This window comes from Actinomycetes bacterium (assembly GCA_036000965.1).
In the GTDB taxonomy this organism is placed as follows: Bacteria; Actinomycetota; CALGFH01; order CALGFH01; family CALGFH01; genus DASYUT01.
Window position 1 is genome coordinate 1 of the sequence record DASYUT010000277.1, and the last position, 22,808, is coordinate 22,808.

The 22,808-nt window shown below is 68.6% G+C and carries 17 protein-coding genes; 8 read left to right on the top strand and 9 right to left on the bottom strand.

Annotated features, from left to right (window positions below; genetic code table 11):
* Positions 1 to 147 precede the first annotated feature (147 nt).
* The 7 genes from VG276_24300 to dnaA all read right to left on the bottom strand — a co-directional run bounded on the left by VG276_24300 (position 148) and on the right by dnaA (position 10,740).
* Positions 148 to 573: a DUF3566 domain-containing protein gene (locus VG276_24300; protein HEV8652421.1), complete on the bottom strand. Its 426-nt coding sequence runs from the start codon at positions 571 to 573 to the stop codon at positions 148 to 150.
* A gap of 4 nt (positions 574 to 577) precedes the next feature.
* Positions 578 to 3,685, bottom strand: a complete 3,108-nt coding sequence (gene gyrA / locus VG276_24305; GenBank protein ID HEV8652422.1) for a DNA gyrase subunit A — start codon at positions 3,683 to 3,685, stop codon at positions 578 to 580.
* Positions 3,686 to 3,774: 89 nt separating this feature from the next.
* Complete coding sequence (gene gyrB, locus VG276_24310) at positions 3,775 to 5,697, bottom strand: DNA topoisomerase (ATP-hydrolyzing) subunit B (protein ID HEV8652423.1); 1,923 nt, start codon at positions 5,695 to 5,697, stop codon at positions 3,775 to 3,777.
* Between the two features lie 325 nt (positions 5,698 to 6,022).
* On the bottom strand, positions 6,023 to 6,325 hold the full coding sequence (locus tag VG276_24315) for a DUF721 domain-containing protein (GenBank protein ID HEV8652424.1): 303 nt from the start codon (positions 6,323 to 6,325) through the stop codon (positions 6,023 to 6,025).
* A gap of 364 nt (positions 6,326 to 6,689) precedes the next feature.
* Positions 6,690 to 7,832 carry a DNA replication/repair protein RecF gene (gene recF / locus VG276_24320; protein HEV8652425.1) on the bottom strand — a complete coding sequence of 381 codons (1,143 nt, stop codon included), beginning with the start codon at positions 7,830 to 7,832 and terminating at the stop codon, positions 6,690 to 6,692.
* Between the two features lie 9 nt (positions 7,833 to 7,841).
* A complete protein-coding gene (gene dnaN / locus VG276_24325; GenBank protein ID HEV8652426.1) occupies positions 7,842 to 8,936 on the bottom strand; it encodes a DNA polymerase III subunit beta in 1,095 nt (364 codons plus the stop codon).
* A gap of 475 nt (positions 8,937 to 9,411) precedes the next feature.
* On the bottom strand, positions 9,412 to 10,740 hold the full coding sequence (gene dnaA, locus VG276_24330; GenBank protein ID HEV8652427.1) for a chromosomal replication initiator protein DnaA: 1,329 nt from the start codon (positions 10,738 to 10,740) through the stop codon (positions 9,412 to 9,414).
* 414 nt (positions 10,741 to 11,154) lie between these two features.
* On the opposite strand from dnaA, the gene rpmH reads away from it, so the two are divergent.
* The 8 genes from rpmH (at position 11,155) to VG276_24370 (ending at position 20,224) form a co-directional block, all read left to right on the top strand.
* On the top strand, positions 11,155 to 11,289 hold the full coding sequence (gene rpmH / locus VG276_24335) for a 50S ribosomal protein L34 (GenBank protein HEV8652428.1): 135 nt from the start codon (positions 11,155 to 11,157) through the stop codon (positions 11,287 to 11,289).
* Between the two features lie 10 nt (positions 11,290 to 11,299).
* A complete protein-coding gene (gene rnpA, locus VG276_24340; GenBank protein HEV8652429.1) occupies positions 11,300 to 11,656 on the top strand; it encodes a ribonuclease P protein component in 357 nt (118 codons plus the stop codon).
* Positions 11,657 to 11,700: 44 nt separating this feature from the next.
* Complete coding sequence (gene yidD, locus VG276_24345; protein HEV8652430.1) at positions 11,701 to 11,982, top strand: membrane protein insertion efficiency factor YidD; 282 nt, start codon at positions 11,701 to 11,703, stop codon at positions 11,980 to 11,982.
* Complete coding sequence (locus VG276_24350; GenBank protein HEV8652431.1) at positions 11,979 to 13,190, top strand: YidC/Oxa1 family membrane protein insertase; 1,212 nt, start codon at positions 11,979 to 11,981, stop codon at positions 13,188 to 13,190. The genes yidD and VG276_24350 overlap by 4 nt, the downstream gene beginning before the upstream one ends.
* Positions 13,165 to 13,920 (top strand): RNA-binding cell elongation regulator Jag/EloR, encoded by a 756-nt coding sequence (gene jag, locus VG276_24355; protein HEV8652432.1) that lies wholly within the window; start codon positions 13,165 to 13,167, stop codon positions 13,918 to 13,920. The genes VG276_24350 and jag overlap by 26 nt, the downstream gene beginning before the upstream one ends.
* A 17-nt stretch (positions 13,921 to 13,937) precedes the next feature.
* Positions 13,938 to 14,645 carry a 16S rRNA (guanine(527)-N(7))-methyltransferase RsmG gene (gene rsmG / locus VG276_24360; protein ID HEV8652433.1) on the top strand — a complete coding sequence of 236 codons (708 nt, stop codon included), beginning with the start codon at positions 13,938 to 13,940 and terminating at the stop codon, positions 14,643 to 14,645.
* Between the two features lie 3,690 nt (positions 14,646 to 18,335).
* On the top strand, positions 18,336 to 19,202 hold the full coding sequence (locus VG276_24365) for an AAA family ATPase (protein HEV8652434.1): 867 nt from the start codon (positions 18,336 to 18,338) through the stop codon (positions 19,200 to 19,202).
* Positions 19,202 to 20,224 (top strand): ParB/RepB/Spo0J family partition protein, encoded by a 1,023-nt coding sequence (locus VG276_24370; GenBank protein ID HEV8652435.1) that lies wholly within the window; start codon positions 19,202 to 19,204, stop codon positions 20,222 to 20,224. The genes VG276_24365 and VG276_24370 overlap by 1 nt, the downstream gene beginning before the upstream one ends.
* A 242-nt stretch (positions 20,225 to 20,466) precedes the next feature.
* On the opposite strand, the gene VG276_24375 is transcribed toward VG276_24370, so the two are convergent.
* Complete coding sequence (locus VG276_24375; GenBank protein ID HEV8652436.1) at positions 20,467 to 21,414, bottom strand: D-alanine--D-alanine ligase; 948 nt, start codon at positions 21,412 to 21,414, stop codon at positions 20,467 to 20,469.
* On the bottom strand, positions 21,411 to 22,652 hold the full coding sequence (locus VG276_24380; protein HEV8652437.1) for a PLP-dependent aminotransferase family protein: 1,242 nt from the start codon (positions 22,650 to 22,652) through the stop codon (positions 21,411 to 21,413). The genes VG276_24375 and VG276_24380 overlap by 4 nt, the downstream gene beginning before the upstream one ends.
* Between the last annotated feature and the right edge of the window lie 156 nt (positions 22,653 to 22,808).

A 22,808-nucleotide genomic window follows, 5' to 3' on the forward strand; every position in this document is an offset into this window, starting at 1 on the left:
TCCTTATCAGGGATGCGCTCTAACCGCCTGAGCTACAGGCCCGTGGAACGGAACGGGATTGTACATGGCCTTCGTGGCGGCTGGCGATCGCGTTCTGGCCGGTGCACGGCGTCGCGCAGGTGCAGGCGCCAGGCCGGACCGGCCGGATCAGACCGGGCGGCGCTCGCGCTCGGCCAGGACGACCTCGATGCCGCCGGTGATGTCGTTCACCAGGTTGAACAGCAGCGTCGCGAGCAGGGTGCCGATGCTCCAGAGCACCACGCCGAGCAGGCCCACGAGGATGTAGTACTTGAAGACCGTGCCGGCCGGGAAGTTGACGTCGAGGTTGAAGTTCCCCGCGAACTTCGTGACGGACTCGAAGACGCCCATGTTCACGAGCACGAACCAGATGACCGCGAACACGAGCAGGCCGACGAGCAGCATGCAGAAGTAGAACAGCAGCGAGAACTTCAGCATCGACCAGGGGTCCAACCGGCGTAGGACCAGCCGGGACCGCCGGTCGACGGCCGGAGCCGCAACCGGCGGTCTGGGAAGCTTCGGCCTGGTCGTGACCTCTGGAATCTGGCTGGTCATTTGGTTACTCCTCGTCCTTGACGACGGGTGCGACGGCCGCCACCCTCCCGGTCGTCCCCAGCCGCATGACGCGCACGCCCTGGGTGGACCGGCCGGCCCGCCGGACCTCCTTTGCCCGCGTCCGGATGATCTGCCCGATGTCGGTGATGAGGAAGATATCGTCTTCCTTCTGCACGACGAGAGCGCCAGCGAGGAATCCTCGCGCTTCCGTTATCTTCGCGGTCTGGACGCCCTTGCCCCCGCGGCCCTTGCGCGGATACTGCTCGAGCGGCGTGCGCTTGCCGAAGCCGGCGTCGGTGACCACGAGCAGGTCGGCGTCGGGCCGAACGACCTCCATGGCCAGGACCTCGTCGTCGCCGTTCAGCCGCATGGCGATGACACCGCTGGTCTGCCGGCCCATCGGGCGTACCGAGGCCGGGTCCTCGCTGAACCGGACCGCCTGGCCCTTGCGCGACACGAACAGCATGTCGTCGTTGCCGGACGTGAGCTTCACGCCGATCAGCTCGTCGTCGTTCTTGAGCATGATGGCGGCCAGGCCGACGCGGGGAGAGTCGTACTCGGGCAGCGCGGTCTTCTTCACCATGCCCCGCTTGGTCCCCAGGACGAGGAACTTGTCGGCGTGGTACTCGTCCAGGTCGAGCACTGCTGCGATCTTCTCGTCGGGCTGGAACGTGGCCCCGGGCACGTTGGCCACGTAGGTGCCGCGGGAGTTGCGGGCGGCCTCGGGCAGCTCGTGCACCTTGACCCGGTACACCCGGCCCTTGTTGGTGAAGAACAGCACCCAGTGGTGGGTGTTGGTGATGAAGAGGAACTGGACGATGTCGTCCTCTTTGAGGTTCGCACCCCGCACGCCCCGGCCGCCGCGGTTCTGGGCCCGGTAGTCGTTCAGCGGCACCCGCTTGACGTACCCGGTCCTGGTCACCGTCACGACCACCGGCTCGGCGGCGATCAGGTCCTCGATCGACAGCTCACCCTCGTCGGGCCGGATCTCGGTGCGCCGCGGGTCAGCGAAGCGCCGCTTGACCTCGAGCAGCTCGCTCTTGACGATCGCGCGCACCTTGGACGGGTCCTCGAGGATCGCCGTGAGCTCGGCGATCCTCGCCTGTAGCTCCGCGTACTCCTCCTGGATCCTGCGCCGCTCCAGGGCGGCCAGCCGGCGGAGCTGCATGTCCAGGATCGCGGTGGCCTGGACCTCCGAGAGCGAGTAGCGCTCCATGAGCTGGGTGCGGGCCGCGTCGGCCGACTCGGCGCCGCGGATGAGGTCGATGACCTCGTCGAGGTGGTCCAGCGCGATCAGCAGGCCCTCGAGGATGTGGGCCCGCTCCTGGGCCTTGCGCAGCTCGTACCTGGTCCGCCTGACGACGACGGTGATCTGGTGGGCGACGTAGTGGCGCAGCACGTCGGCCAGGGCGAGCAGGCGGGGCACGCCGTCGACCAGGGCCAGCATGATCACGCCGAAGGTGTCCTGGAGCTGGGTGTGCTTGTAGAGCTGGTTCAGCACGACCTGTGGCACGGCGTCCCGGCGCACGTCGATGACCAGCCGGGTGCCCTCGCGACTGGTCTCGTTGTTGACGTCGCTGACGCCGGTGATCCGGCCCTCCTTGACCAGCTCGCCGATGCGGACCAGCAGCCGGTCGCCGGACACCTGGTAGGGCAGCTCGGTGACGATGATGCTCTGGCCGCCCCTGCGGTTCTCCTCGATACGGACCTTGGCCCTGACCCGGATGGACCCGCGGCCGGTCAGGTAGGCGTCCCTGATGCCGCCCGTGCCCATGACCGACGCGCCGGTGGGGAAGTCGGGCCCCTTGACATAGCGCATCAGGTCTTCGCCGGTCAGCTCGGGGTTGTCGAGGAGCGCGACGGTCGCGTCGATGACCTCGCCCAGGTTGTGGGGCGGGAGGTTGGTGGCCATGCCGACCGCGATGCCGGCCGAGCCGTTGGCGAGCAGGTTCGGGAAGCGCGCCGGAAGGGAAAGCGGCTCCACGGCCTGGTTGTCGTAGTTGGGGCTGAAGTCGACGGTTTCCTTGTCGATGTCGCGGAGCAGCTCCATCGCCAGCGGCGCGAGCCGCGCCTCGGTGTTGTGGCTCACGAAGCCGTTGGTGATGAAGGCGTGGTCCTCGGACTCGACCCGGACCGAGTAGACCGGCCGCACCCCGGCATCGGTCACCGACTGGACCGTGGCGTAGTAGCCGCCGACCAGCGGCTCGACGACCCGGCGGACCTCCTCGGAGGAGATGCGGGCGAGGATCTCCTCGCCGTCGCGCTCCCACCGCTCGACCCGGTCGATCTGGTGGCTGCGCAGCCAGGCCCCGGCCGCGCCGCGCCCGCCGCACTCCCGCCGGATGTAGTCGGCCACGTACGGGATCTGGTCGTGGCTGACCACGAGCCCCCGCTCGCGGTCGAACAGCTCGCGCACCACGCCGTCCACGGCCCGGCTGAGCACCACGTGGTCCCCGGGCCGGATCTCCCCGAGCAGCTTCCAGAGCAGCATCGGGACGCCTGCGACGCTCACCAGGCAGAGCAGCGGGTGGTTGCGGGTCCCGGTGAGCTCGTAGCCGCCGGCGGTGGCCAGGCGGAGGGTCGGGTGGGAGCCCGAGTGGAAGAGCTTGGAGGCGCGCACGGGGTCGCCGTGGCGGTCGAGCACCTTCAGGTCGATGTCGTTGTCGGAGCTCGGGGCCGCGCCGCGGACGATCTCGTCCATCCGCACGGTCCCGCCGGCGGTGGCCACCAGCGTGTCGCCGGTGACGCAGTACCGCATCGCCGCGGCCGGGTCTCCGTCGGCCGAGCCGAAGTTGCCCTGGCCGTCGATGAGCGGGTAGCGGGAGGCGAAGTCCTGCCCGAGCCGCACCATGGCGTCGTACACGGCGGTGTCGCCGTGCGGGTGGTACTTCCCGAGCACCGCGCCGACGATGTAGGCCGACTTGCGGCGGCTCTCGCCGGCCCTGATGCCCTCCTCGTAGGCGCCCCAGAGGATGCGGCGGTGGACTGGCTTCAACCCGTCACGCACGTCGGGCAGGGCTCGCGCCACGATCACGCTCATGGCGTAATCGAGGAAGGAGCTCTTCATCTCCTCTTCGAGGTCGACGGGCTCGATTCGGCGGGCTTCCGGCACCGGTTGGTTCCCTTCTTTCTTGCGGCCGCCCAGCTGGGGCCGTCGAGGCCCGCTGGCGACCGGGTGCTTCGTCTCGTCGTGCGCCCCGATCAGATGTCGAGGAAGCGCACGTCCTTGGCGTTCTTCTGGATGAAGTTGCGGCGGTTCTCCACGTTCTCACCCATCAGGATGGTGAAGATCTCGTCGGCCACCGCGGCGTCCTCGAGGCCGACCTGGAGCAGGGTGCGCCGCTCGGGGTCCATGGTCGTCTCCCACAGCTCCTCGGCGTTCATCTCGCCGAGACCCTTGTACCGCTGCGGGGACGCCTTGCTCTTCGGGTTGCGCTTGAACCACTGGTCGCGCTCGCGCTCGGTGTAGGCGTAGAAGACGTCGTTGCCGCCGCGGCCGTACTTGATCTTGTAGAGGGGCGGCTGGGCGATGTAGACGAACCCCGACTCGACCAGGCCCCGCAGGAACCGGAACAGGAAGGTGAGCAGCAGCGTCCTGATGTGCGAGCCGTCCACGTCGGCGTCGGCCATGATCACGATCTTGTTGTAGCGGGCCTTGGTGAGGTCGAAGTCCTCGCCGATGCCCGTGCCCATGGCCGTGATGATGGACTGGATCTCGACGTTCTTGAGGGCCTGGTCGAGCCGGGCCTTCTCGACGTTCAGGATCTTCCCGCGGATGGGGAGGATGGCCTGGAAGGTGCGGTTGCGGGCCTCTTTGGCCGAGCCGCCGGCCGAGTTTCCCTCCACGATGAACAGCTCGGCCTGGCGAGGGTCCCTCGAGGAGCAGTCGGCCAGCTTGCCGGGCAGCGACGACGACTCGAGCAGCGACTTGCGGCGGGTCAGCTCGCGGGCGTTGCGGGCCGCCATGCGGGCCCGGGCGGCCTGGATGCACTTGACCACGATCGCCTTGGCCTGGGCGCCGTGCTCCTCGAACCACTCGTCCAGCATCTTGTTCGTGGTGATCTGGACGAAGCCCTTGATCTCGGTGTTGCCCAGCTTGGTCTTGGTCTGGCCCTCGAACTGGGGCTCGCGCAACTTCACCGAGACGATCGCGGTCAGGCCCTCACGGACGTCGTCACCGCTGAGGTTCTGGTCCTTCTCCTTGAGCAGGCTGTTGGCCCGCGCGTAGCGGTTGACGGTGGAGGTGAGAGCGGCCCGGAAGCCCTCCTCGTGGGTGCCACCGTCGACCGTGTTGATGGTGTTCGCGAAGGTGTAGAGCGAGTCGTTGTAGCTCGAGTTCCACTGCATCGCGATCTCGACCTGCGACGTGTCGGCCTCGCCCTCGTAGTAGATGATCGAGGGGTGGACCGGCTCCTTGCTCGCGTTCAGGTGCGCGACGAAGTCCCGCAGGCCGCCCTTGTACATGTAGTGCTCGCTGGTCGCGGGCGTGTCGCGCTCGTCGGTGAGCGTGATCGACAGGCCGGCGTTGAGGAAGGCCATCTCCCGCATCCGGCCCGACAGGATCGCGAAGCTGAAGTCGAGGTCCTCGAAGATGTCCGGGTCCGGCCAGAAGGAGATCGTGGTGCCGTGGCCCCGGGCCTTGCCCACCCTCTCGACCGGGCCGGTCGGCACGCCACGCTGGTAGGTCTGCCGGTACCGGTAGCCACCCCGGACCACCTCGGCCTCGAGCCGGGTCGACAGGGCGTTGACCACCGACACGCCGACGCCGTGGAGCCCGCCGGAGACGGCGTAGGAGTCGCCGCCGAACTTGCCGCCGGCGTGCAGCGTGGTCATGACCACCTCGAGCGCCGAGCGGCGCTCGACCGGGTGCTCGTCGACCGGGATCCCGCGCCCGTTGTCGACCACGCGCACCCCGCCAGCGCCGGTCAGCGTGATCTCGATGTGGTCGCAGTGGCCGGCCAGCGCCTCGTCCACGGCGTTGTCCACCACCTCGTAGACGAGATGGTGGAGGCCTCGGTGGCCGGTCGACCCGATGTACATCCCGGGGCGCTTCCGGACCGCCTCGAGGCCTTCCAGGACCGTGATCTGCTCGGCCCCATAGCTCGCGTCAATGCTTGTAACCATCAAACTCCTCGTCGATGCCCCGAAACGCGCACGAGGTGAGTACGCGCGCTAGCCGGAGCGGGCCCGAGCGAGCGCGTGCGCGGTTCGCGGAGAGGGGAAAGATCCCTTTGCAGTATACCATGCATTGGGCACTCGCCTGGCTCGTTCACGCAGGTCAGAAGCCACGTCGACCGTCCCTCGGCCCTCCTGGCCCAGCGTGCGCGTGCCACGCTCGACGGTCCCGAGGCAGCACGCCCAAGCTCCAGGCGGCAGCTCGCCCAAGCTTCAGGCGGCGGCTCGCTGGCGCACGTTCCTGCCGTTCCAGGCTCCCGATGCGCTGCCCTGCTCACCGCCGGGCACGGCCCTTCACGTCGTCGGTGCGTACGCGAACCGCGCGAACGACTCCCGGGCCGCACACCACCGCCAGGCGGTCCAGCAGCGTGCCCTGCAAGTAGGCAAGCTGCGTGGCCCAGGCCGTTGAGTCCGCGCTGACGACCAGCGTGCCGTCCTCCTCGATCCGGGTCGGGTGGCAGTGGGCCGCGACCGCCTCGCCGACGACGTCAGGCCAGCGCGCAACGACCCTCGCGGCCACGAGCCGCTGGTGCCAGCCGCGCGCTCGAAGCGCCTTGGCGATCTCGCCACCGACCAACTCCGGTTCGTGGCTGATGGCTCTGCCCCCCTCCCTCGTCATGCCGCCTGAGCAACGCCGGCGCCTCCCACTCCCGCAGGCGGCCCCGCTCGCGTGGCCCACCGATTCAGCTGTGGAGGTGACCAGCGCGGCGGCCGAGTCGAGCCCGCAGGCCGGCCCCGCTCGCGTGGCCCACCGACTCGGACTACCTGAACCAGCTCTCGGACTACCTGAACCAGCTCAAGGATCCAGACAGGCCCGCCCGTCCTCTGGGTCAAGGCGCCCCAAGAGCCCGAGAAGCCCAGGGTTGCCACCGGTGTAGGAGCGCGAGGGACTGGCCAACCCGGTCGAGTGGGTCGTCTGGTGAGGACCGCGCCGGGTGGGCTCATGTCGTTCCCGCAGGGCGGATGGAGCCTGGTTCCACGTGGAACATTGAAGCCCGCAGGTGTGACGGCAACTCCTCGGCAACGGCAGTGGTGAGGATGGCCTGCTCGGCCTCGGCCACGACGGCAGCGACCCGCTCGCGCCGGCTGCGGTCGAGCTCGGCGAAGACGTCGTCGAGCAGGAGCATCGGCTCCTCGCCCTCGGCGGTGAGCAGCCGGTGGGACGCGAACCGGAGGGCGAGCGCGAGCGACCATGCCTCGCCGTGCGAGGCGTGGGTGCGGGCCGGCAGGTTCTGCACCGAGAGGATCAGGTCGTCGCGGTGCGGGCCGGAGAGCGTGACCCCTCGCTCCACCTCTCGTGCGCGGTCACTGGCCAGCCGGTCCCGGAGCGCCTGGGCGAGCGCGCTTGGCTCCGCGGTCGCCTCCGGGTCGGAGACCGCGTCCCCGAGCGCCGCGGACGTGTACGACACGCCGACCGGGTCGCTGCGAGCGGCCAGCTCCTGGTACGCGCGCTCGATCCTCGGCGCCAGGAGGCGGACCAGCCGGAGCCGCTCCACCCACAGCTCGGCCCCGGCGGCGGCCAGCTTGTCGTCCCACACGTCCAGCGTGGCCGGTCCAGTGCCGCTCGGCAGGCGCCCCCCCGCACTCCGCAGCAGCGTGTTGCGCTGGCGGAGGATGCGCTCGTAGTCCTGCCGGACGGCGAGGTAGCGAGGAAGCCGCTGCACCGCGAGGGTGTCCAGGAAACGTCGGCGCTCCTCCGGGTCGCCTCGTACGAGCGCGAGATCCTCGGGGGCGAACAGGACCGCCCGGACGGTGCCCAAGAGGTCGCGCGAGCGGGGCACCGCGGTGCGGTTCACCCGCCCGCGAACGCCGCTGCCTGGCCGGATCTCCAACTCAAGGAGCACGACGCGTCCGCCCTGGACGGCTGCCGCGCGGATGACCGCCGCGGCTGCCCCGGCCCGGACGAGCGCCGCTTCCTGGCCTGGGCGATGCGATCCCAAGGTGGCGAGATAGCCGATCGCCTCCAGCAGGTTGGTCTTGCCCGCCCCGTTCGGGCCGACCAGGGCGCTCACTCCGGGAGGCAGGTCGGCGGCGGCGGCGGGATGGTTGCGGAAGTCGGCGACCTCCAGGCGGCGTAGGTGCAGAACGGCCGCCTACCCGGACAGGCGGACCGGCATCAGCAGGTACAGGAACCCCCGCCGGTCGTTGCCGTGGACGAGCGCGGGCTTGAGGCCGTCTCGCACCTCGATGACCACCTCGCTGTCGGCTACCCCGGACACCCCGTCGGTCAGGTAGCTCGGGTTGAAGGCGACCGACAGGGCCTCTCCCTCGTACTTCGCGTCGATCGCCGCGGCCCCGCGGCCCACGTCCTGCAGGCTGCCGTCGACCTGGATCCGGTCCCGCTCGAAGGTCAGGCGCACCGGGTTGTTGTTCTGCCCGTACGGCGCGACCTGCTTCAGTGCGTCGAGCAGGCTCTGGCGATTGACGGTGGCGATGCTCTCGTATCCGGTCGGGACCAGGCTGCGGAACTTGGGGAACTCGCCCTCGACCAGCCGAGAGGTGAGGCGGCGGCCGCCGCCGGCGAAGGTCACCTGGTGGGGCTCGATCCCGATCTCGACCGTGGCCTCGCCAGCCTGGGCGCGGGCCGCCTCAGTCAGGGCCCTGGCCGGCACCAGCGCCGTGGTTGCGGGATACTCCCAGGTCCAGTCCAGCTCGCGTACCGCGAGCCGGTAGGAGTCGGTAGCGGCCAGGGTGAGCTGCTCGGGACTTGCCTCGAACAGCACCGCGGTCAGGACGGGTCGGGCTTCGTCATGCGACGCGGCCCGGCTGACCTGGGTTGCCGCGCTGGCCAGGGCCTCGCCGGAGATGGTGCCCATCTGCTCGAGCGACGGCTGGGTGAGCGTGGGGAAGTCCTCGGCGTCGAGCAGGCGGAGCTCGTGCGAGACCTGGTCGCAGTGCACGGTGAGCCCGCCGTCGGTGGCCTCCACCTCGACCACACCGGTCGGCAGGTTGCGGATCACGTCGCCGAAGATGCGGCCGGGCACCACGATGCGGCCGTCGTCCTCGCCGCGCACGAGGATCACGGCCTCGCCGGTGTGCTCGAGGTCCGTGGAAGCCAACCGCAGCTGCTGGTCGGTCAGCTCGAGCAGGGTGCCACCCAGCACGGGAACAGTCGGCTTGGTGGAGACGGTCCGGCTGACCCAAGCGACCGCGTCGGCGAAGGAATCGCGCTCAGTCGTGAACTTCACGGTTGTCGACCTCCACGAGCTATCCCCAAGGATTGGTTGTTGTCTGGAGTAAGAAAGACAGAACCTCGTAATACCAGTAACGGCTGGGGGTATGTGGACCAACCCCCGAACCTGCAGCTCAGCGCCTTCGCCGTCGTCCCTCCAGGGCTGGGGAGGACGGTCTCCGCCGTCCCCAGGTTCGAGCCACCCCCAGTGCGGCACCCCGCCGTCCCCCGTCGATCAACAAGCTGTCCCCATCTTCTCCCCAGGCCCCGACGGTGACGTGGCCAGGGTTCGAGGACCGTGCGGCTCGCGATGTCGAGCCCTCGGCGTGAGCACGTGCAGCCGCCCGGCGCGCCGGCCAAGCATCGGCACCGCGGTCGTCCACGCTGGACCTTCAGGGAGCCTCGGACCCGCGCGCCGTGGGTACTCGACCGGCGCGCCAGCACCCCGCGTGCCCGGGCGCCGCCCGGGAGTGGACCACCCTGGCGGCTGCTCATGGGCCCTGCTGAGCCCGGACCTTGATCCGGTTGGTCAGTTCCTGGACCTGGTTGTAGATGCTGCGCCGCTCCCGCATGAGCCCGCGGATCTTCTGGGTCGCGTGCATCACCGTGGTGTGGTCACGGCCGCCGAAGGCCTGTCCGATCTTGGGGAGTGACAGGTCGGTGAGCTCGCGGGTCAGGTACATGGCCATCTGCCGTGCGGTGACGAGCAGGCGTGACCGGCTGGATCCGGTGAGGTCCTCGATCGAGAGCCCGAAGTAGGCGGCGGTCTCGGCCATGATGACGGGGACTGAGACCTCGCGACTGCCCTCGTCCGGGAAGAGGTCCTTCAGCACGATCTCGGCGAGGGCCAGGTCGATCGGGCTGCGGTTCAGCGACGCGAACGCGGTGACCCGGATGAGGGCGCCCTCCAGCTCGCGGATGTTGGACTGGACCTTGGAGGCGATGAACGAGAGCACGTCGTCTGGGACGTTCAGGCCGTCGGCGCTGGACTTCTTGCGCAGGATGGCGATCCGTGTCTCCAGGTCGGGCGGCTGGACGTCGGTGATCAGGCCCCACTCGAACCGCGAGCGCAGGCGGTCCTCGAGCGTGGCGATCTGCTTCGGCGGCCGGTCCGACGAGATGACGATCTGCTTGTCGGCGTTGTGGAGCGCGTTGAAGGTGTGGAAGAACTCCTCCTGCGTGCGCTCCTTGCCCTCCAGGAACTGGATGTCGTCGATCAGCAGGATGTCGTTGTCGCGGTAGCGGCGCTGGAAGGTGCCGGCCCGGTCGTCGCGGATCGCGTTGATGAAGTCGTTGGTGAACTGTTCGCTGGTGACGTAGCGGACCCTGGCCTGCGGGAACAGGTTGCCGGCGTAGTGGCCGATGGCGTGCAGGAGGTGGGTCTTGCCAAGGCCGGCACCCCCGTAGATGAACAGGGGGTTGTACGACTTCGCCGGCGCCTCGGCGACCGCGACGGCAGCCGCGTGCGCGAACCGGTTGGAGGAGCCGATCACGAACCGGTCGAAGGTGTACTTGGCGGTGAGCTGCGAACGTTCGGCCGCGGCTCCCGACTGGGGGACCGGGCGCGCCTGCTCCTCGTCACCGGTCTCTTCGGCGACCTCGCGCACCGTCACCCGGATGTTCAGAGGCCGGCCAGCGACGCGGGCCAGCGACGCGAGCACGGTTGGCGCGTAGCGCTGCTCCACCCACTCCTTGACGAACTCGTCCGGCACGGCGAGGACGAGCGTGTCGCCGACGACGGCGACCGGGCGTGTCTGCGCCAGCCAAGCCTTGTGGGTCGATCCCGATCCCTCGAGGGACTCGAGACAGGCCGACCAGATCGCGGCCGCGTCTTCGTGGAGTTCCTCGGCCACAGCCTGCCGCCCTTTCTGACAACTCGCGGTTCCGCTACTCGTCCCCTGCACCTACATATCCACATCTCCATCCACAGGTGTGGAGAACCTGTGCCTACGGAGCGGCGGCCCAACAGAGCCGAGTACCGGGAGAGACGGCGAGACCACGCCTAGTGGCGGAGGCCGTGACGGGGAAGCCGGGCCTGAGATGCGGGCCGTCAGATGAGGCGGGGCGGAGAATAGCATCGGCCCGCGAACCCTCTCAAGAGCTGGACCGGGCGTTGTGTGAGCAATGGGGCGCGTTGACGCACCTGGGGCATGACCGTACCATCATTTCTTCGGTGCCCATCTGGCACTTCGGTCTTGCCTGCCCTTCCACAGACCGGGTTAGGAGCCGCTGTCGTGAAACGAACCTTCCAGCCAAACACCCGTAAGCGCGCAAAGACCCATGGCTTCCGCTTGCGGATGCGCACTCGCGCCGGACGTGCGATCCTCGCGCGGCGCCGTGCCAAGGGCCGCACGCGCATCTCTGCGTAGGACCCGACGAATGGCAACTGTGGACCGTTTGAGCTCTCCTTCAGCGTTCCGGTCGGTCTTCGCGACCGGCCGCTCCTACGCGGAAGGGTCGGTCGTCGTGTATGTCGCCAAGCGCCCGACTGGCGCGGGACCAGCGAGAGCCGGTTTCGTCGTGAGCCGGAAGGTCGGAGGGGCGGTTGCTCGCAACCGGGCCAAGCGGTTGCTGCGTGAGGCGCTGCGCTTGGAAGGCAGGGAGCTGCCCGAGGGCCTGGACTTCGTGGTTGTGGCGAGGCCAAGTGTGGCAAACGCCTCCTACAATGATGTAGCCGGCGATCTACGGAGCATCCTGACCGCCGCGGGCATTGGAGGAGGGGGAAGCGCAGGGTGAGCCATCCGGGGTCGGGTGGATCGCGGCCTGGATGGGCAGGGTCGGTGCTCCTGGCACTCTTACATGGGTACCAGCGCTGGATCAGTCCCGCCCTCGGCCCTCGCTGCCGTTTCTATCCCTCTTGTTCTGCGTATGCTGTAAGGGCCGTCGAGTTGCACGGTGCGGCTCGAGGCTCCTGGCTGGCGCTCCGCCGCCTGGTGAAGTGCCAGCCGTTTCATCCTGGGGGGATCGACCACGTTCCTCCTGCGAACGGTAGGGCCGGGTCGCGCCGTCGAGGACGCGGTGAGGTAGCGAGCGCCAGCCCTTCCGAGAGAGGCACTTTGTGAATTCGACAGTCGAGCTGTTCCACATCTTCCGGGACTCCCTGTATCACGTCCTCAAGTTCTTTCAGCACCTGGTCGAGCCCGCCCTTGGCAGCCAGAGCTACTGGTTCTCGATCGTGATGCTCACGATCGCGGTCCGGGTCCTCCTGATCCCCCTGACGGTCAAGCAGGTGCGCTCGACCCGGGCCATGCAGGAGCTGCAACCCGAGCTCAAGAAGCTGCAGACCAAGCACAAGAACGACCGGCAGAAGCTGAACGAGGAAATGATGGCGCTCTACCGGGAGCGCGGGTTCAACCCGATGGCGGGTTGCTGGCCCCTCGTGGCTCAGATGCCGTTCTTCTTCGCCCTGTACCACGTGATCTACAGCAAGAACATCGCGGGCGAACCGAACATCCTCCGGGGCGCCTCCTTCTTTGGCATCCCGCTCTCCGAGCAGTGGAGCAGGCTGCCCACCTGGGCCGACAAGCTGGCCTCGCCAGAGGGTCTGGTCATCCTCGTCCTCATCCTCGCGATGTCGGCCACCACCTACATCTCGCAGCGCCAGCTCATGGCGAGGCAGGGCTCCCAGGTCAACCCGCAGCAGCAGATGCTCATGCGAATCCTGCCGCTGACCTTCCTGGTCTTCGCGATCAACGTGCCCCTCGCGATCATCATCTACTGGGTGACAACCAACCTGTGGAGCATGGGCCAGCAGTACTTCCTGTTGAAGAACGCTCCCGTCCCCGCTGGCGCCGGCACCAGCGCCAGCGCGCCGGCACCAGCAGTGGCGGGCGACGGCGAGGCGGGCAGGAAGGGGTTCGGCCCGTTCAGCTTGTTCCGGAGCTTGACGCAGCAGTCGTCCGAACCTCCGTCGACCAACGGGCGCAGCAGCCCGAAGACAGTGGAGGGCAAGGCAGCGAGCAAGCCGGCTCCCAAGGGCGGTCCGGCTCCCAAGGGCGGTCCGGCTCCCAAGGGCGGTCCGGCTCCCAAGGGCGGTCCGGCTCCCAAGGGCGGTGCCGCTCCCAAGGGCGGTGCCGGCAGTAAGGGGCCGCAGGCTGGAAACGCCCGCAAGGCGGATGCGAGCGGCACAGAGAAGAAGGGTGGGCAGGTGAAGCCGAGCCAGCAGCCCGGGCAACCGAGAACAGCCGGCGGCCGGAAGCCGGCGCCTGGCTCCGGTGGCCGTCCGACTGGAAAGGGTAAGCCGAGTGGACAGCGCCGAAGCAAGCGCTAGAACACTTGAGGCGGCGATTGCCGCGGCAGCCGACCAGCTCGGGCTTCGGCGCGACCAAGTCGACGTGGAGGTCCTTCAGGAGGCCGTCCCTTCGACCTTCGGGACGATCGGGCAGCCTGCACGGGTTCGGGTGACTGTGCGAGAGCCCTCTTCGAACGGCTCGACCCTGGACGATATCGAGCCGCAGGTGGTTCCCACCGCGACCATCCCCACTGCGACCCTCCGCCCTGCGGTGCCCCGAGAGCGCCCGCCCATGGTGCAGGACGCCGAGGCGATCGCTGCCGACACCGAGATCGCCGGGGATTTCGTCGAGGGATTCCTTGACGCGCTCGACCTTGACGGCGACATCAACACCTGGGTCGACGGCAACGGTGGGAACGTCAATGTCGAGGGACCTGACCTTGAGCTGCTGATCGGGCCAGATGGGGAGACACTCATCGCCCTCCAAGAGCTGACCCGGCTCGCCGTCTTGCGCCAGACGCAGCGCCGCGTGCGGATCATGGTGGACGTTGACGGCTACCGAGCCCGCCGCCAAGAGGAGCTTACAGCGATGTCGAAGGCGACGGCGGAGCGGGTGATCCAGACGGGACGTCCCGAGCGTCTACGACCGATGACGCCGTATGAGCGCAAGATCGTCCATGACGCCGTGGCGATGGTGGACGGCGCCAACACCGAGAGCGTGGGCGAGGAGCCAGAGCGCTCTGTGATCATCCGCCCAGCGGTGTCGTAGACAGTTTCACGTGAAACATGTCTTCGCCTGAATCCCGGCTGGGTCGAGACGCCGGCGGTTCGATCATCGACGCGCTCGAAGCTGCTTACCATGAGGCAATCGAGTTCGGCTTCCTGGGTCCCCGCGAAGGCACACGGCTTCGCGAGCGCCACATCGACGACGCGCTCGGCTTGGCGCGGCTCCGAGTGCCAGGCGCCGGAGAGCGCTGGGTGGATCTTGGCTCGGGTGCAGGCCTGCCCGGCCTCCCCCTGGCAGCAAGCTTCCCGAACACGGCATTCACCCTCGTCGACGCGCAGCAGCGACGGCTGGACTGGGTTGGCAGGACGGCAGCGAGGCTCGGGATAACGAACGTCACGACGGTCCACAGCCGGCTCGAAGACTTCGCTCATAGCCCGGAGCGAGAGCAGTTCGATGTCGCCACGGCTCGCGCGCTCGGCCCCCTCTCCGTCGTGGCTGAACTCGGTCTCCCGCTGCTGCGAGTCGGTGGTCTGCTGATCGTGCCTCGCGGCCAGCCAACCGAACCCGAGCTGCGCCATGCTGCTGCGGCATGCGACTTCCTTGGCGGCAAGCTCGAAGGGGTTTTCCCCAACCCGGCAGCGCCGATTGACCCTGTCGGGTTTGTCGTTATGATGGCCAAGACCGCTTCGACCTCTCCCCGCTTCCCCCGCAGGCCTGGTGCGCCGGCGCGGAACCCTCTGGGTCAGCGGCGTCCGAAGGCCAGATGACCAGAGGCGGCTTCGGCCGTGTGGCAGGTGGAGAGGACAAGACGACCATGCTGAAGAGCTGAGGCCATTACCGGCTACGGGTGCAGCGGCAGGTGGTGCAGTGATCAGACGCTGACCTTCCCGGTGGCTCAGCGCCTCTGCTGCGTCCCACAAGATTGAAGGGAGGCGAGACCATTGGGGGAGAAGCGCGACAATGGTCCAGCCGACTCCCATCGGGCCCCCGGCGCGTTGTTCGGACGTGTGCGAGCCGCACTGAAGAGAATCCAGCGACCTCTGGACCAGCCGGAGGCCCCGGAAGGCGCTCCTCCCCGAGAGGCTGCCGCTTCATCTGGGCTTCGCTGGGGTGCCGGCGAGCCGCCCGAAGTAAGCACCGCCCCAGCAGATGAAGTCACGTCCGCGGCAGCGTCGGCCACTCCACTCGCTGACGTGCCGGCCATGAGCTTCGAGCCAGTGCCGGCCCCGCCGCTGGCGGAGGGCGTGCCGCCGGAGTCCTTGCCGCCGGAGTCCTTGCCACCGGAGTCCTTGCCACCGGAGTCCTTGCCGGTGGTGCCGGAGTCGGATCCGCCATGGGAGCTGTCGTGGGTTCCGCCTGGCGGGGTGGAATCGATGGTGCCGCCGGAGACGGATGCGGCCCCGGTGCCGGTGTGGGCTCCGTCCGGGGGAGTGGTGCCGGTGGAGCTGGAACCAGTCGCGCTAGCTGGGTCGGTCCCGATATCGCAGACGGAGTATGTGCCGCCGGAGGCGATCCAGGTCAGACCGGGTGAAGCCGTGCCAGTCGAAGCAGTCGAGCCTGGGCGACCGGCTGTGGCGGGGCCGTCCGAGCTTGGGCCGGTCCAGCCGTCCGGGCTGGAAGTGGGGCCGTCCGAGAAGGTGTCGTTCGAGCCGGGACCGGTCCCCTCGCCTGCTGGCGGGCTGTCCGGGCCTGAGCTGTCCGGGCCTGCGGCAGGCATGAGATTCGGGTCGGTGTCCTCGTTGCCGTCTGAGCCGGCTCTGGTCCCGCCGTCTACGAGTCCAACGCCGGAGCCGATGTGGGCGACGCCTGCGGCGGTGCTGCCAGTCGACCCGTCGGAATCGTTGTCAGTGGTGGGGATGCAGGCCGGGGAGCTGCCGGACCCACGGTCGGTGGTGCCCCTGGACGTGCTTCTGCAGTCAGGCCCGGTGCCTCTGGAGTGGAGCTCGGTGGTCCCGCTTGATTCGGTTTCGGTGACCCGGGAAGGAGCTGTGCCGTCCGACGCGGTATCGGTGGCACCGGAGTCGACGTGGGTCGCGCCTCCACGGGCGGCACCGGTGATTCAGGCCGGGGATGTGCGGCCCGAGTCGGGTTCGGTATTGCCTCCGGACTCCGGTTCGGCGGTGTCTCGTGAGTTGGCTCCGGTGGTGCAGCCTGGGGAGGTGCCGCCCGAGCCGGGCGTGGTGACCCGGGACCTCGGTTTGGTGGAGTCTCGTGAGTCGGGCTCCGTTGAGTCTCGTGAGTCGGGCTCAGTGATGCAGCCTGGGGAGGTCCCGCAGGAACTGGGATTCGTGGTGTCACCGGAGTCGATTTCGATCGATCTACCGGAGCCGGGGCAGGTTGTCCCGCCTGGGCCAGGACCAGTGACGCAGGAGAGGGATGTGGCGCCGGAGTCGGGCTCGTTGGTGCCTCGTGAGTCGGGTTCGGTCGTGGTGCCTCGTTCGGTGCCGGTGATCCATGGAGCGGTGCCTCCGGAGCCAGTGTCAGCGGTGCCATCGGAGCCGAGTTCGGTCGACGCACCGGAGTTGGGCTGGGTTGTGCTACCGCGACCGGTGCCGGTGACGCAGCGGGGAGTGGTGCTGCCCGAGCCATTGGGATCCCCGGGATCCGCCTCGCTGGTGCCGCCTGCGGGAGCCGCGGTCGCAGGGGTCGAACCCGAGCCCTCGCCGTCGACCCGGTCGTCAGCGCCTGCGGGATGGTCGGGAGGTCTGAGAGCTCCGATCCGCTCATCGAGAACGGAATCGACGTCGATCTCTGTCGACCCTTCGGGGCGTTCCCCATACGGCACTGAGGAACCGCCACCGCGAGCTGGAGGAGACGCAGAGAGCGCACTCGACGGCAGGTCGCCATTCGACAACAGGCAGGTAGCCGCCCAATCCTTGGATCCGGCCTTGTCCACCGGTGATCACGACCCACGGTATTCGTCGGCACCCGACCAGCCCGATGACGGGCAACGTCCTCCGCTGGTGCTGCCACCGAGCGCTGGTGCGTGGCCGAGCTCCGACGAGGTTCCGGACAGGGAAGGCTCCGAGAGGGGATCTACGACTCCAAGGACGCGCTCTGAGCGGCGCGACCAGAGCGGTGTAGGGTTCCTGACCCCCGAGGCCGGGGAGGACGCCGGTACGGCAGCTCCGGTACCTGGCAAGAGCGGAGATACGGTTGGGCCGAGTCTGCTGGACGTCGACGAGCAGCAACCGGCCCGCAGTCTGCCGATCAACCAGCACGACCAAGGCGTCAGCTTGCTCGGATCGGTGAACGGCGCTGCTCTCGAGTCAGGCTCCCGCTGCGAAGTCGGAGGGCGCGAGCATGACGGGCCGCCGGACACCATCCCAGCAACAGGGTTCGATCTCCAAGGAGAACGGTCCGAGCGGACTCGCCCTGGGCTAGACGCAGCCGAAACCACGACTCGATCGTCCAAGATAGGCGGAACGACGGACCAGGCGCACGACACCGTCGACCACGAGGTGCTCAGGGCTGCGGTCAGGTCGCTCGGTGAGCAGGCCGCCGAGCTTCGGCCGCTCCTGCGTGGGCAGGCCGAGGCGTCACCGTTGCCGGACAGGGCGGTGAATGGGCCCAGCGATCCGGCACCGTTGCCACCTTCGTTGGGTTCGACCGATCACCCCACCACCGAGGGCACCTACCCTCCGGCCTCGCCTGATGGGCCGCATCCTGCCGAGGCGCAGGAGGCGGAGCGTCCCTCTCGGCAAGGACATGTGGGTGGCTCATCCGGCCGGGCCGTTCCGCTGGAGGACGTCATTCGGTTTGCCGGAGCGTTGGCCGCCGCACAAGGCGCTGGGTTCGCGTCGCGGAGCCCTACGGGGACAGAGGACACGTCTCCCAGCGAGCCCGAGATGAGCCGCGATCAGCGATCGAGCGTCGGTGACCAATCCACGGCAGCGGACGCAGGAGGTCCGGATGCGGCGCCTGACCCACCCACTCCCGATGCCGCGCTCACGCGACCCCAAGTGCCGGCTGATCGTGGGCGTGGAGAGCCAGCGGGGAGATCGACCCGAGGGGTACAGCCAGAAGGCGATTCCGTGGAGATCGCCGTAATCAACTCAGAATCGGCATTGCGACCTAGCGCGAATGACGCTCCGAGCGTCAGCATGGCCCCCGTTGCGAGGGACCCCGATCCACGGGAGGACGAGGCTGCGCGCCAGCGACGGGGGCCAGCCCACGATGTTTCACGTGAAACCATGACGGGGCACCAAGGCGTGCTCGATGTAGGCGAGGAAGTATGTATGGAAGATGAAGCTGCGATCGCGGTTCGAGAGGCAGCCTTACGAGCGGCCGCGGAGGTTCGAGCGGAGGTTCCAGCGGATGCTGAAGCGCCACCTCCCGACAGATCCCCGGCTCCGCGCGGCTCCGGCTCTGTTTCACGTGAAACCAGAGAAGGAGCATCTGGAGCCTCCCACGTTCCACCGTCGCAAGCCTCTCTGGGGCATACGGATGCATCGGTCATGGTGGACAACGACGCAGCAGCGCGGGAGGCGCGTGTGACCTTCCGCGTCAGACCGCGGCACGACCCCGGAGCACAGCGCGTCATGGCCGTGGCCAACCAGAAGGGTGGGGTCGGCAAGTCCACGACCGCAGTGAACATCGCTGCGTACCTCGCCATTGCTGGTGCGCGCGTGCTCATCGTCGACTTGGACCCTCAGGGCAACGCCTCAACGGGGCTGGGACTCGATCATCGTCGTATCGAGCGTTCGGTGTACGACGTCCTGACGGGTGATGTGGACGCGGTAGCCGCCATCAGAGCAACGGCGGTGCCAAGCCTGGACGTGCTGCCCAGCACGATCGACCTGGCCGGAGCCGAGGTCGAACTGGTGAGCGCGATCTCTCGCGAGGGCCGGCTCCGGAAGGCGCTGACCACGGTCCGCTACGTGTATGACGTGATCATCATCGACTGTCCGCCCTCGCTCGGACTCCTCACCGTGAACGCGCTGGCAGCGGCTGACGAGCTCCTGATCCCGATCCAGTGTGAGTACTACGCCTTGGAGGGACTGGGCCAGTTGCTCAGGAACGTCGATCTGGTCCGCGCGAACCTCAACCCTGAGCTCCGGATAGGTGGCATCGTGCTCACGATGTATGACGGCCGGACCCGCCTTGCCGAACAGGTCGTCCACGAGGTTCGTAAGCACTTCAGCGACATCGTGTACCGGACGGTTGTACCCCGCAGTGTCCGCCTCTCGGAAGCGCCTGGGTACGGCGTGCCGATCGCGCTCTACGATCCGCTGTCGCGCGGCGGGATTGCCTATCGAGATTTGACCCTCGAGTTTGCGGCGCGAGCGGGCTTGCTCGTGTCCACCGTAGAAGGAGCTAGCTGATGCGACGGCGAGTCGGTGGCCTCGGTCGTGGCCTTGAAGCACTGATCCCGCCCTCGTCCTCCGACGAGCAACAGGCCGAGCGCGGCTGGGCCGATGGGCGGACCGGCGACGTCGGCACGCTAGAGACCGAGCAGCGTTCCCCGATGGCGCCACCGTTCTTCGAGGTGCCGCTGGACAAGGTGGATCCCAACCCCCGGCAGCCGCGTGGGAGCTTCGACGGGGAAGCAATGGAGGAGCTCGCCGCGAGCATCGGAGCGGTGGGCGTCCTCCAGCCGATCGTTGTCCGCCCGAACGGTGACCGGTACCAGATCGTCATGGGGGAGCGCCGGGTGCGTGCGGCCAAGCAGGCCGGCCTCAGCACGATCCCAGCAGTCGTTCGGGTCACCGAGGATCACTTCCTACTTCGTGACGCACTCCTCGAGAACGTTCATCGGGAAGACCTCAACCCCTTGGAGGAGGCCGCTGCTTACGAGCAACTACTCAGCGACTTCTCGGTCACGCACGAGCAGCTGGCCAACCGGATCGGTCGGAGCCGCTCAGCAATCTCGAACGCAGTCCGCCTCCTCAGGCTGCCGGGGAGCGTCCAGCGGCGCATCGCGGCAGGGACGCTCTCGGCCGGCCACGCCCGCGCGGTGGTCTCCCTGCCAGACCCTGAGCTGCAGGAGCGACTGGCGGACCGGATCGTGGCGGAGGGCTTGACCGTCCGTATGGCAGAGGAGTGGGCGCAGCGGATGCAGTTGGGTCACGCGCTGGACCCCGATGCTCAGCAACGGCGTCCGCGCCCCACGGTTCAGGCCCCGGGCATGGTGGACTTGGCCGAACGGCTCTCCGACCGGCTGGAGACCCGTGTCCGCGTGCAACTCGGAAAGCGCAAGGGCAAGGTGCTGATCGAGTTCGCCACCTTGGACGATCTGCAGCGGATCTGCGATGCCATCGGGCTGGACACAAGAGCTGCCCGCCAGACCGTCGGCGAGGAGCCCGAACCAGCGCCTGAGCAGCAGCCCACACCGCGGGCCGTCTGACCCACACCGGGCTGGTCCGCGCGGAGCCACTGAGCCCGCGCGTGGGCAACCGGGTGGCACCCTGCGTACGCGCATGCTGGCCGTCTGGCAAGCGTGGTGGCCTCGACCAACTCCCCGCTCGGCTCCTCGGCCAGCACCCCAGTCCCTCTGCCAGCCCCCACCCTGGTGGCGTGCCAGCACACCCAGCACCTTCCGCAAGGGTGAGCGTGACTTATGGTTCAGCCACGGGCGCGACCCATGACTCAGCGGGGGCGGCGGGCGATGGCCCGGTTGGTGAGGTGGGCGGCCAGATCGGCGAAGGAGACCCCGGCGGAATCGGCCGCTGTCGGGACCAGGCTGGTGGAGGTGAGTCCCGGCCCGGTGTTCAGCTCGAGCACCCAGCAAGTGCCGTCCTCGTCGACGATCGCGTCGGTGCGGGACAGGTCGCGGCATCCCAGCGCGAGGTGGGCCGCTTGGGCCACCTCGAGGCAGTGCTTGGCGAGTCCCGAGTCGATCTCGGCCGGGACCCGGAAGTCGGCGGCACCGTGGGTGTAGCGTGCCGCAAAGTCGTACCAGCCCTGCTTGGGCCGGATCTCGACCGCGGGTAGAGGGGAGAGGCCGTCAACCACGGCGAGGGCAAGCTCGGTGCCGAGCACGCGCCGCTCCAGCAGGACCGTGTCGTCGTACCCGAATGCCGTCATCAGCGCGGCCGGGAGCTGATCAGCGCGCTCGACCAAGCGGATACCCAGCGCGGACCCGCCTCGGTTCGGCTTGACCACCAGCGGGAGGCCGAGTCGGTCTACGGCCCGATCGAGCAGGGCGCCCATGCCAAGCTCACGCAACGCCCCCTCGCCGACCGGGATGGCCTCCGGCACCCGGAGCCCGGCCCGCCGCAACACCGACTTGGCCGCCAGCTTGTCGAACGCCAGCCGGCTCGCGTCGAAGCTCGAGCCCGTGTAGGGCATCCCCAGCAGCTCGAGCAGCGCTGCCACCGTGCCGTCCTCGCCGAACCGGCCGTGCAGGGCAAGGAAGGCGGCATCGAAGTATCCTGCCCGCAGCGACTCCACCAGCTGCTCGTCGGCGTCCAGCAGCGCGACCCGGTAGCCCTTCTCGTCGAGCCCCTCCGCCACCCTGCGACCGGACCGCAGCGAGACCTCCCGCTCGAACGACAGACCGCCGGCGATGACGGCGACGGTGCAGTCGAAGCTCACTGCACCCCTCCCCAGGCCGCCGGCCCAGCGCTGTCGGGCTCGTCGGTGGAAGCGCGCAGCCCCCCCAGCGCCCGGAGCAGGTCCAACTCCTCCTCCACGACGCCGGCCAGACGCCGGACGCCCTCCCGGATGCGGTCGGGTGGTGGGAAGCAGTAGGACAGTCGGAGGAAGGAGCTTCCCTGGCCGTTGGCGAAGAACGACCCGCCAGGCACGTAGGCGACTCGGGCGGTAATCGCCTTGGCCAGCATGGCCTTGGCGTCGAGATGCTCGGGGAGCCGCACCCAGACGTAGAAGCCGCCCACGGGGTGGGTCCAGGTCACCTCGGCCGGGAAATCCTCGGACAGTGAGTCCAGCAGTGCGTCGCGCCGCTCGCGGTAGACGTCCCGCAGGGACTTCAGTGTCTGCCGCCACGGGTACTCGGCGAAGTACCGGTAGGCGACGGCTTGGGCGAAGTTCGACGAGCAGAGATCGGCCGCCTCCTTGATGAGGACCAGCCGCTCACTGATGGCGGGCGGCGCCAGTACCCAGCCGATCCGCAGACCCGGGCAGAACGTCTTCGAGATGGTGCCCAGGTACACGACGTTGTCCGCGTCACGGGCCCGCAGCGTCGTCGGTGGATCGCCCTCGAACCCGAGCATGCCATACGGGTTGTCCTCGAGGATCAGGACGTCGTGCCGGCGAGCGATCTCGACGATCCGGTCGCGACGCTCTTCGGTCAGCGTCACTCCGGCAGGGTTGTGGAAGTTCGGAACGGTGTACAGGAACTTCGCCCGCCGCCCCTCGCGGGAAAGACGGACGAGCTCGTCGTCGAGCTCGTCCGGGTCGAGTCCGTCGTCATCGAGCCGGACGTGGCGGACCTGGACCTGGTATTGCGAGAAGGCCGAGAGTGCCCCCACGTACGAGGGGCCTTCGGCCACGATCACGTCCCCTGGGTCGCAGAACATCCGGGCGAGCAGGTCGAGAGCCTGCTGGGATCCTGCTGTGACGACGATGTCGCCCGCGGAGGCGTGGATGCCCTCGTGCCGCATCAGGTCCACGAGGACCTCGCGGAGTCGTGGATCGCCCTGGCCCCCGCCGTACTGCAGGGCGGCAGGGCCCTCCTTGGCCAAGACCTCACCCATGACGTCGCCGACCACGTCGAACGGCAGCGCGGCGGTGAACGGCATCCCACCAGCCAGGCTGACAATCTCGGGACGGGCGGCGACGGCGAACAGTGCTCGTATCTCGGAAGCGGTCATCGCCCGGGTGCCGTGGGCGTATCGGTCGAGAAATGGGTCGTCAGCGCGCATACGGGGCAGGATACGCTACGGGGACCCGCGGCATCCTCGACACCGCGCCGAATCCGCTGCTAGCATCCACGTTCCTGCTGGCCTCAACTGGCGAGTTCCGGCGAC

Coding starts and splice junctions, on each gene's coding strand:
- VG276_24300 (HEV8652421.1), bottom strand. CDS start 573: ATGACCAGCCAGATTCCAGAGGTCACGACCAGGCCGAAGCTTCCCAGA.
- gyrB (HEV8652423.1), bottom strand. CDS start 5,697: ATGGTTACAAGCATTGACGCGAGCTATGGGGCCGAGCAGATCACGGTC.
- rnpA (HEV8652429.1), top strand. CDS start 11,300: ATGGCAACTGTGGACCGTTTGAGCTCTCCTTCAGCGTTCCGGTCGGTC.
- rsmG (HEV8652433.1), top strand. CDS start 13,938: ATGTCTTCGCCTGAATCCCGGCTGGGTCGAGACGCCGGCGGTTCGATC.
- VG276_24365 (HEV8652434.1), top strand. CDS start 18,336: ATGGTGGACAACGACGCAGCAGCGCGGGAGGCGCGTGTGACCTTCCGC.
- VG276_24370 (HEV8652435.1), top strand. CDS start 19,202: ATGCGACGGCGAGTCGGTGGCCTCGGTCGTGGCCTTGAAGCACTGATC.
- VG276_24380 (HEV8652437.1), bottom strand. CDS start 22,652: ATGACCGCTTCCGAGATACGAGCACTGTTCGCCGTCGCCGCCCGTCCC.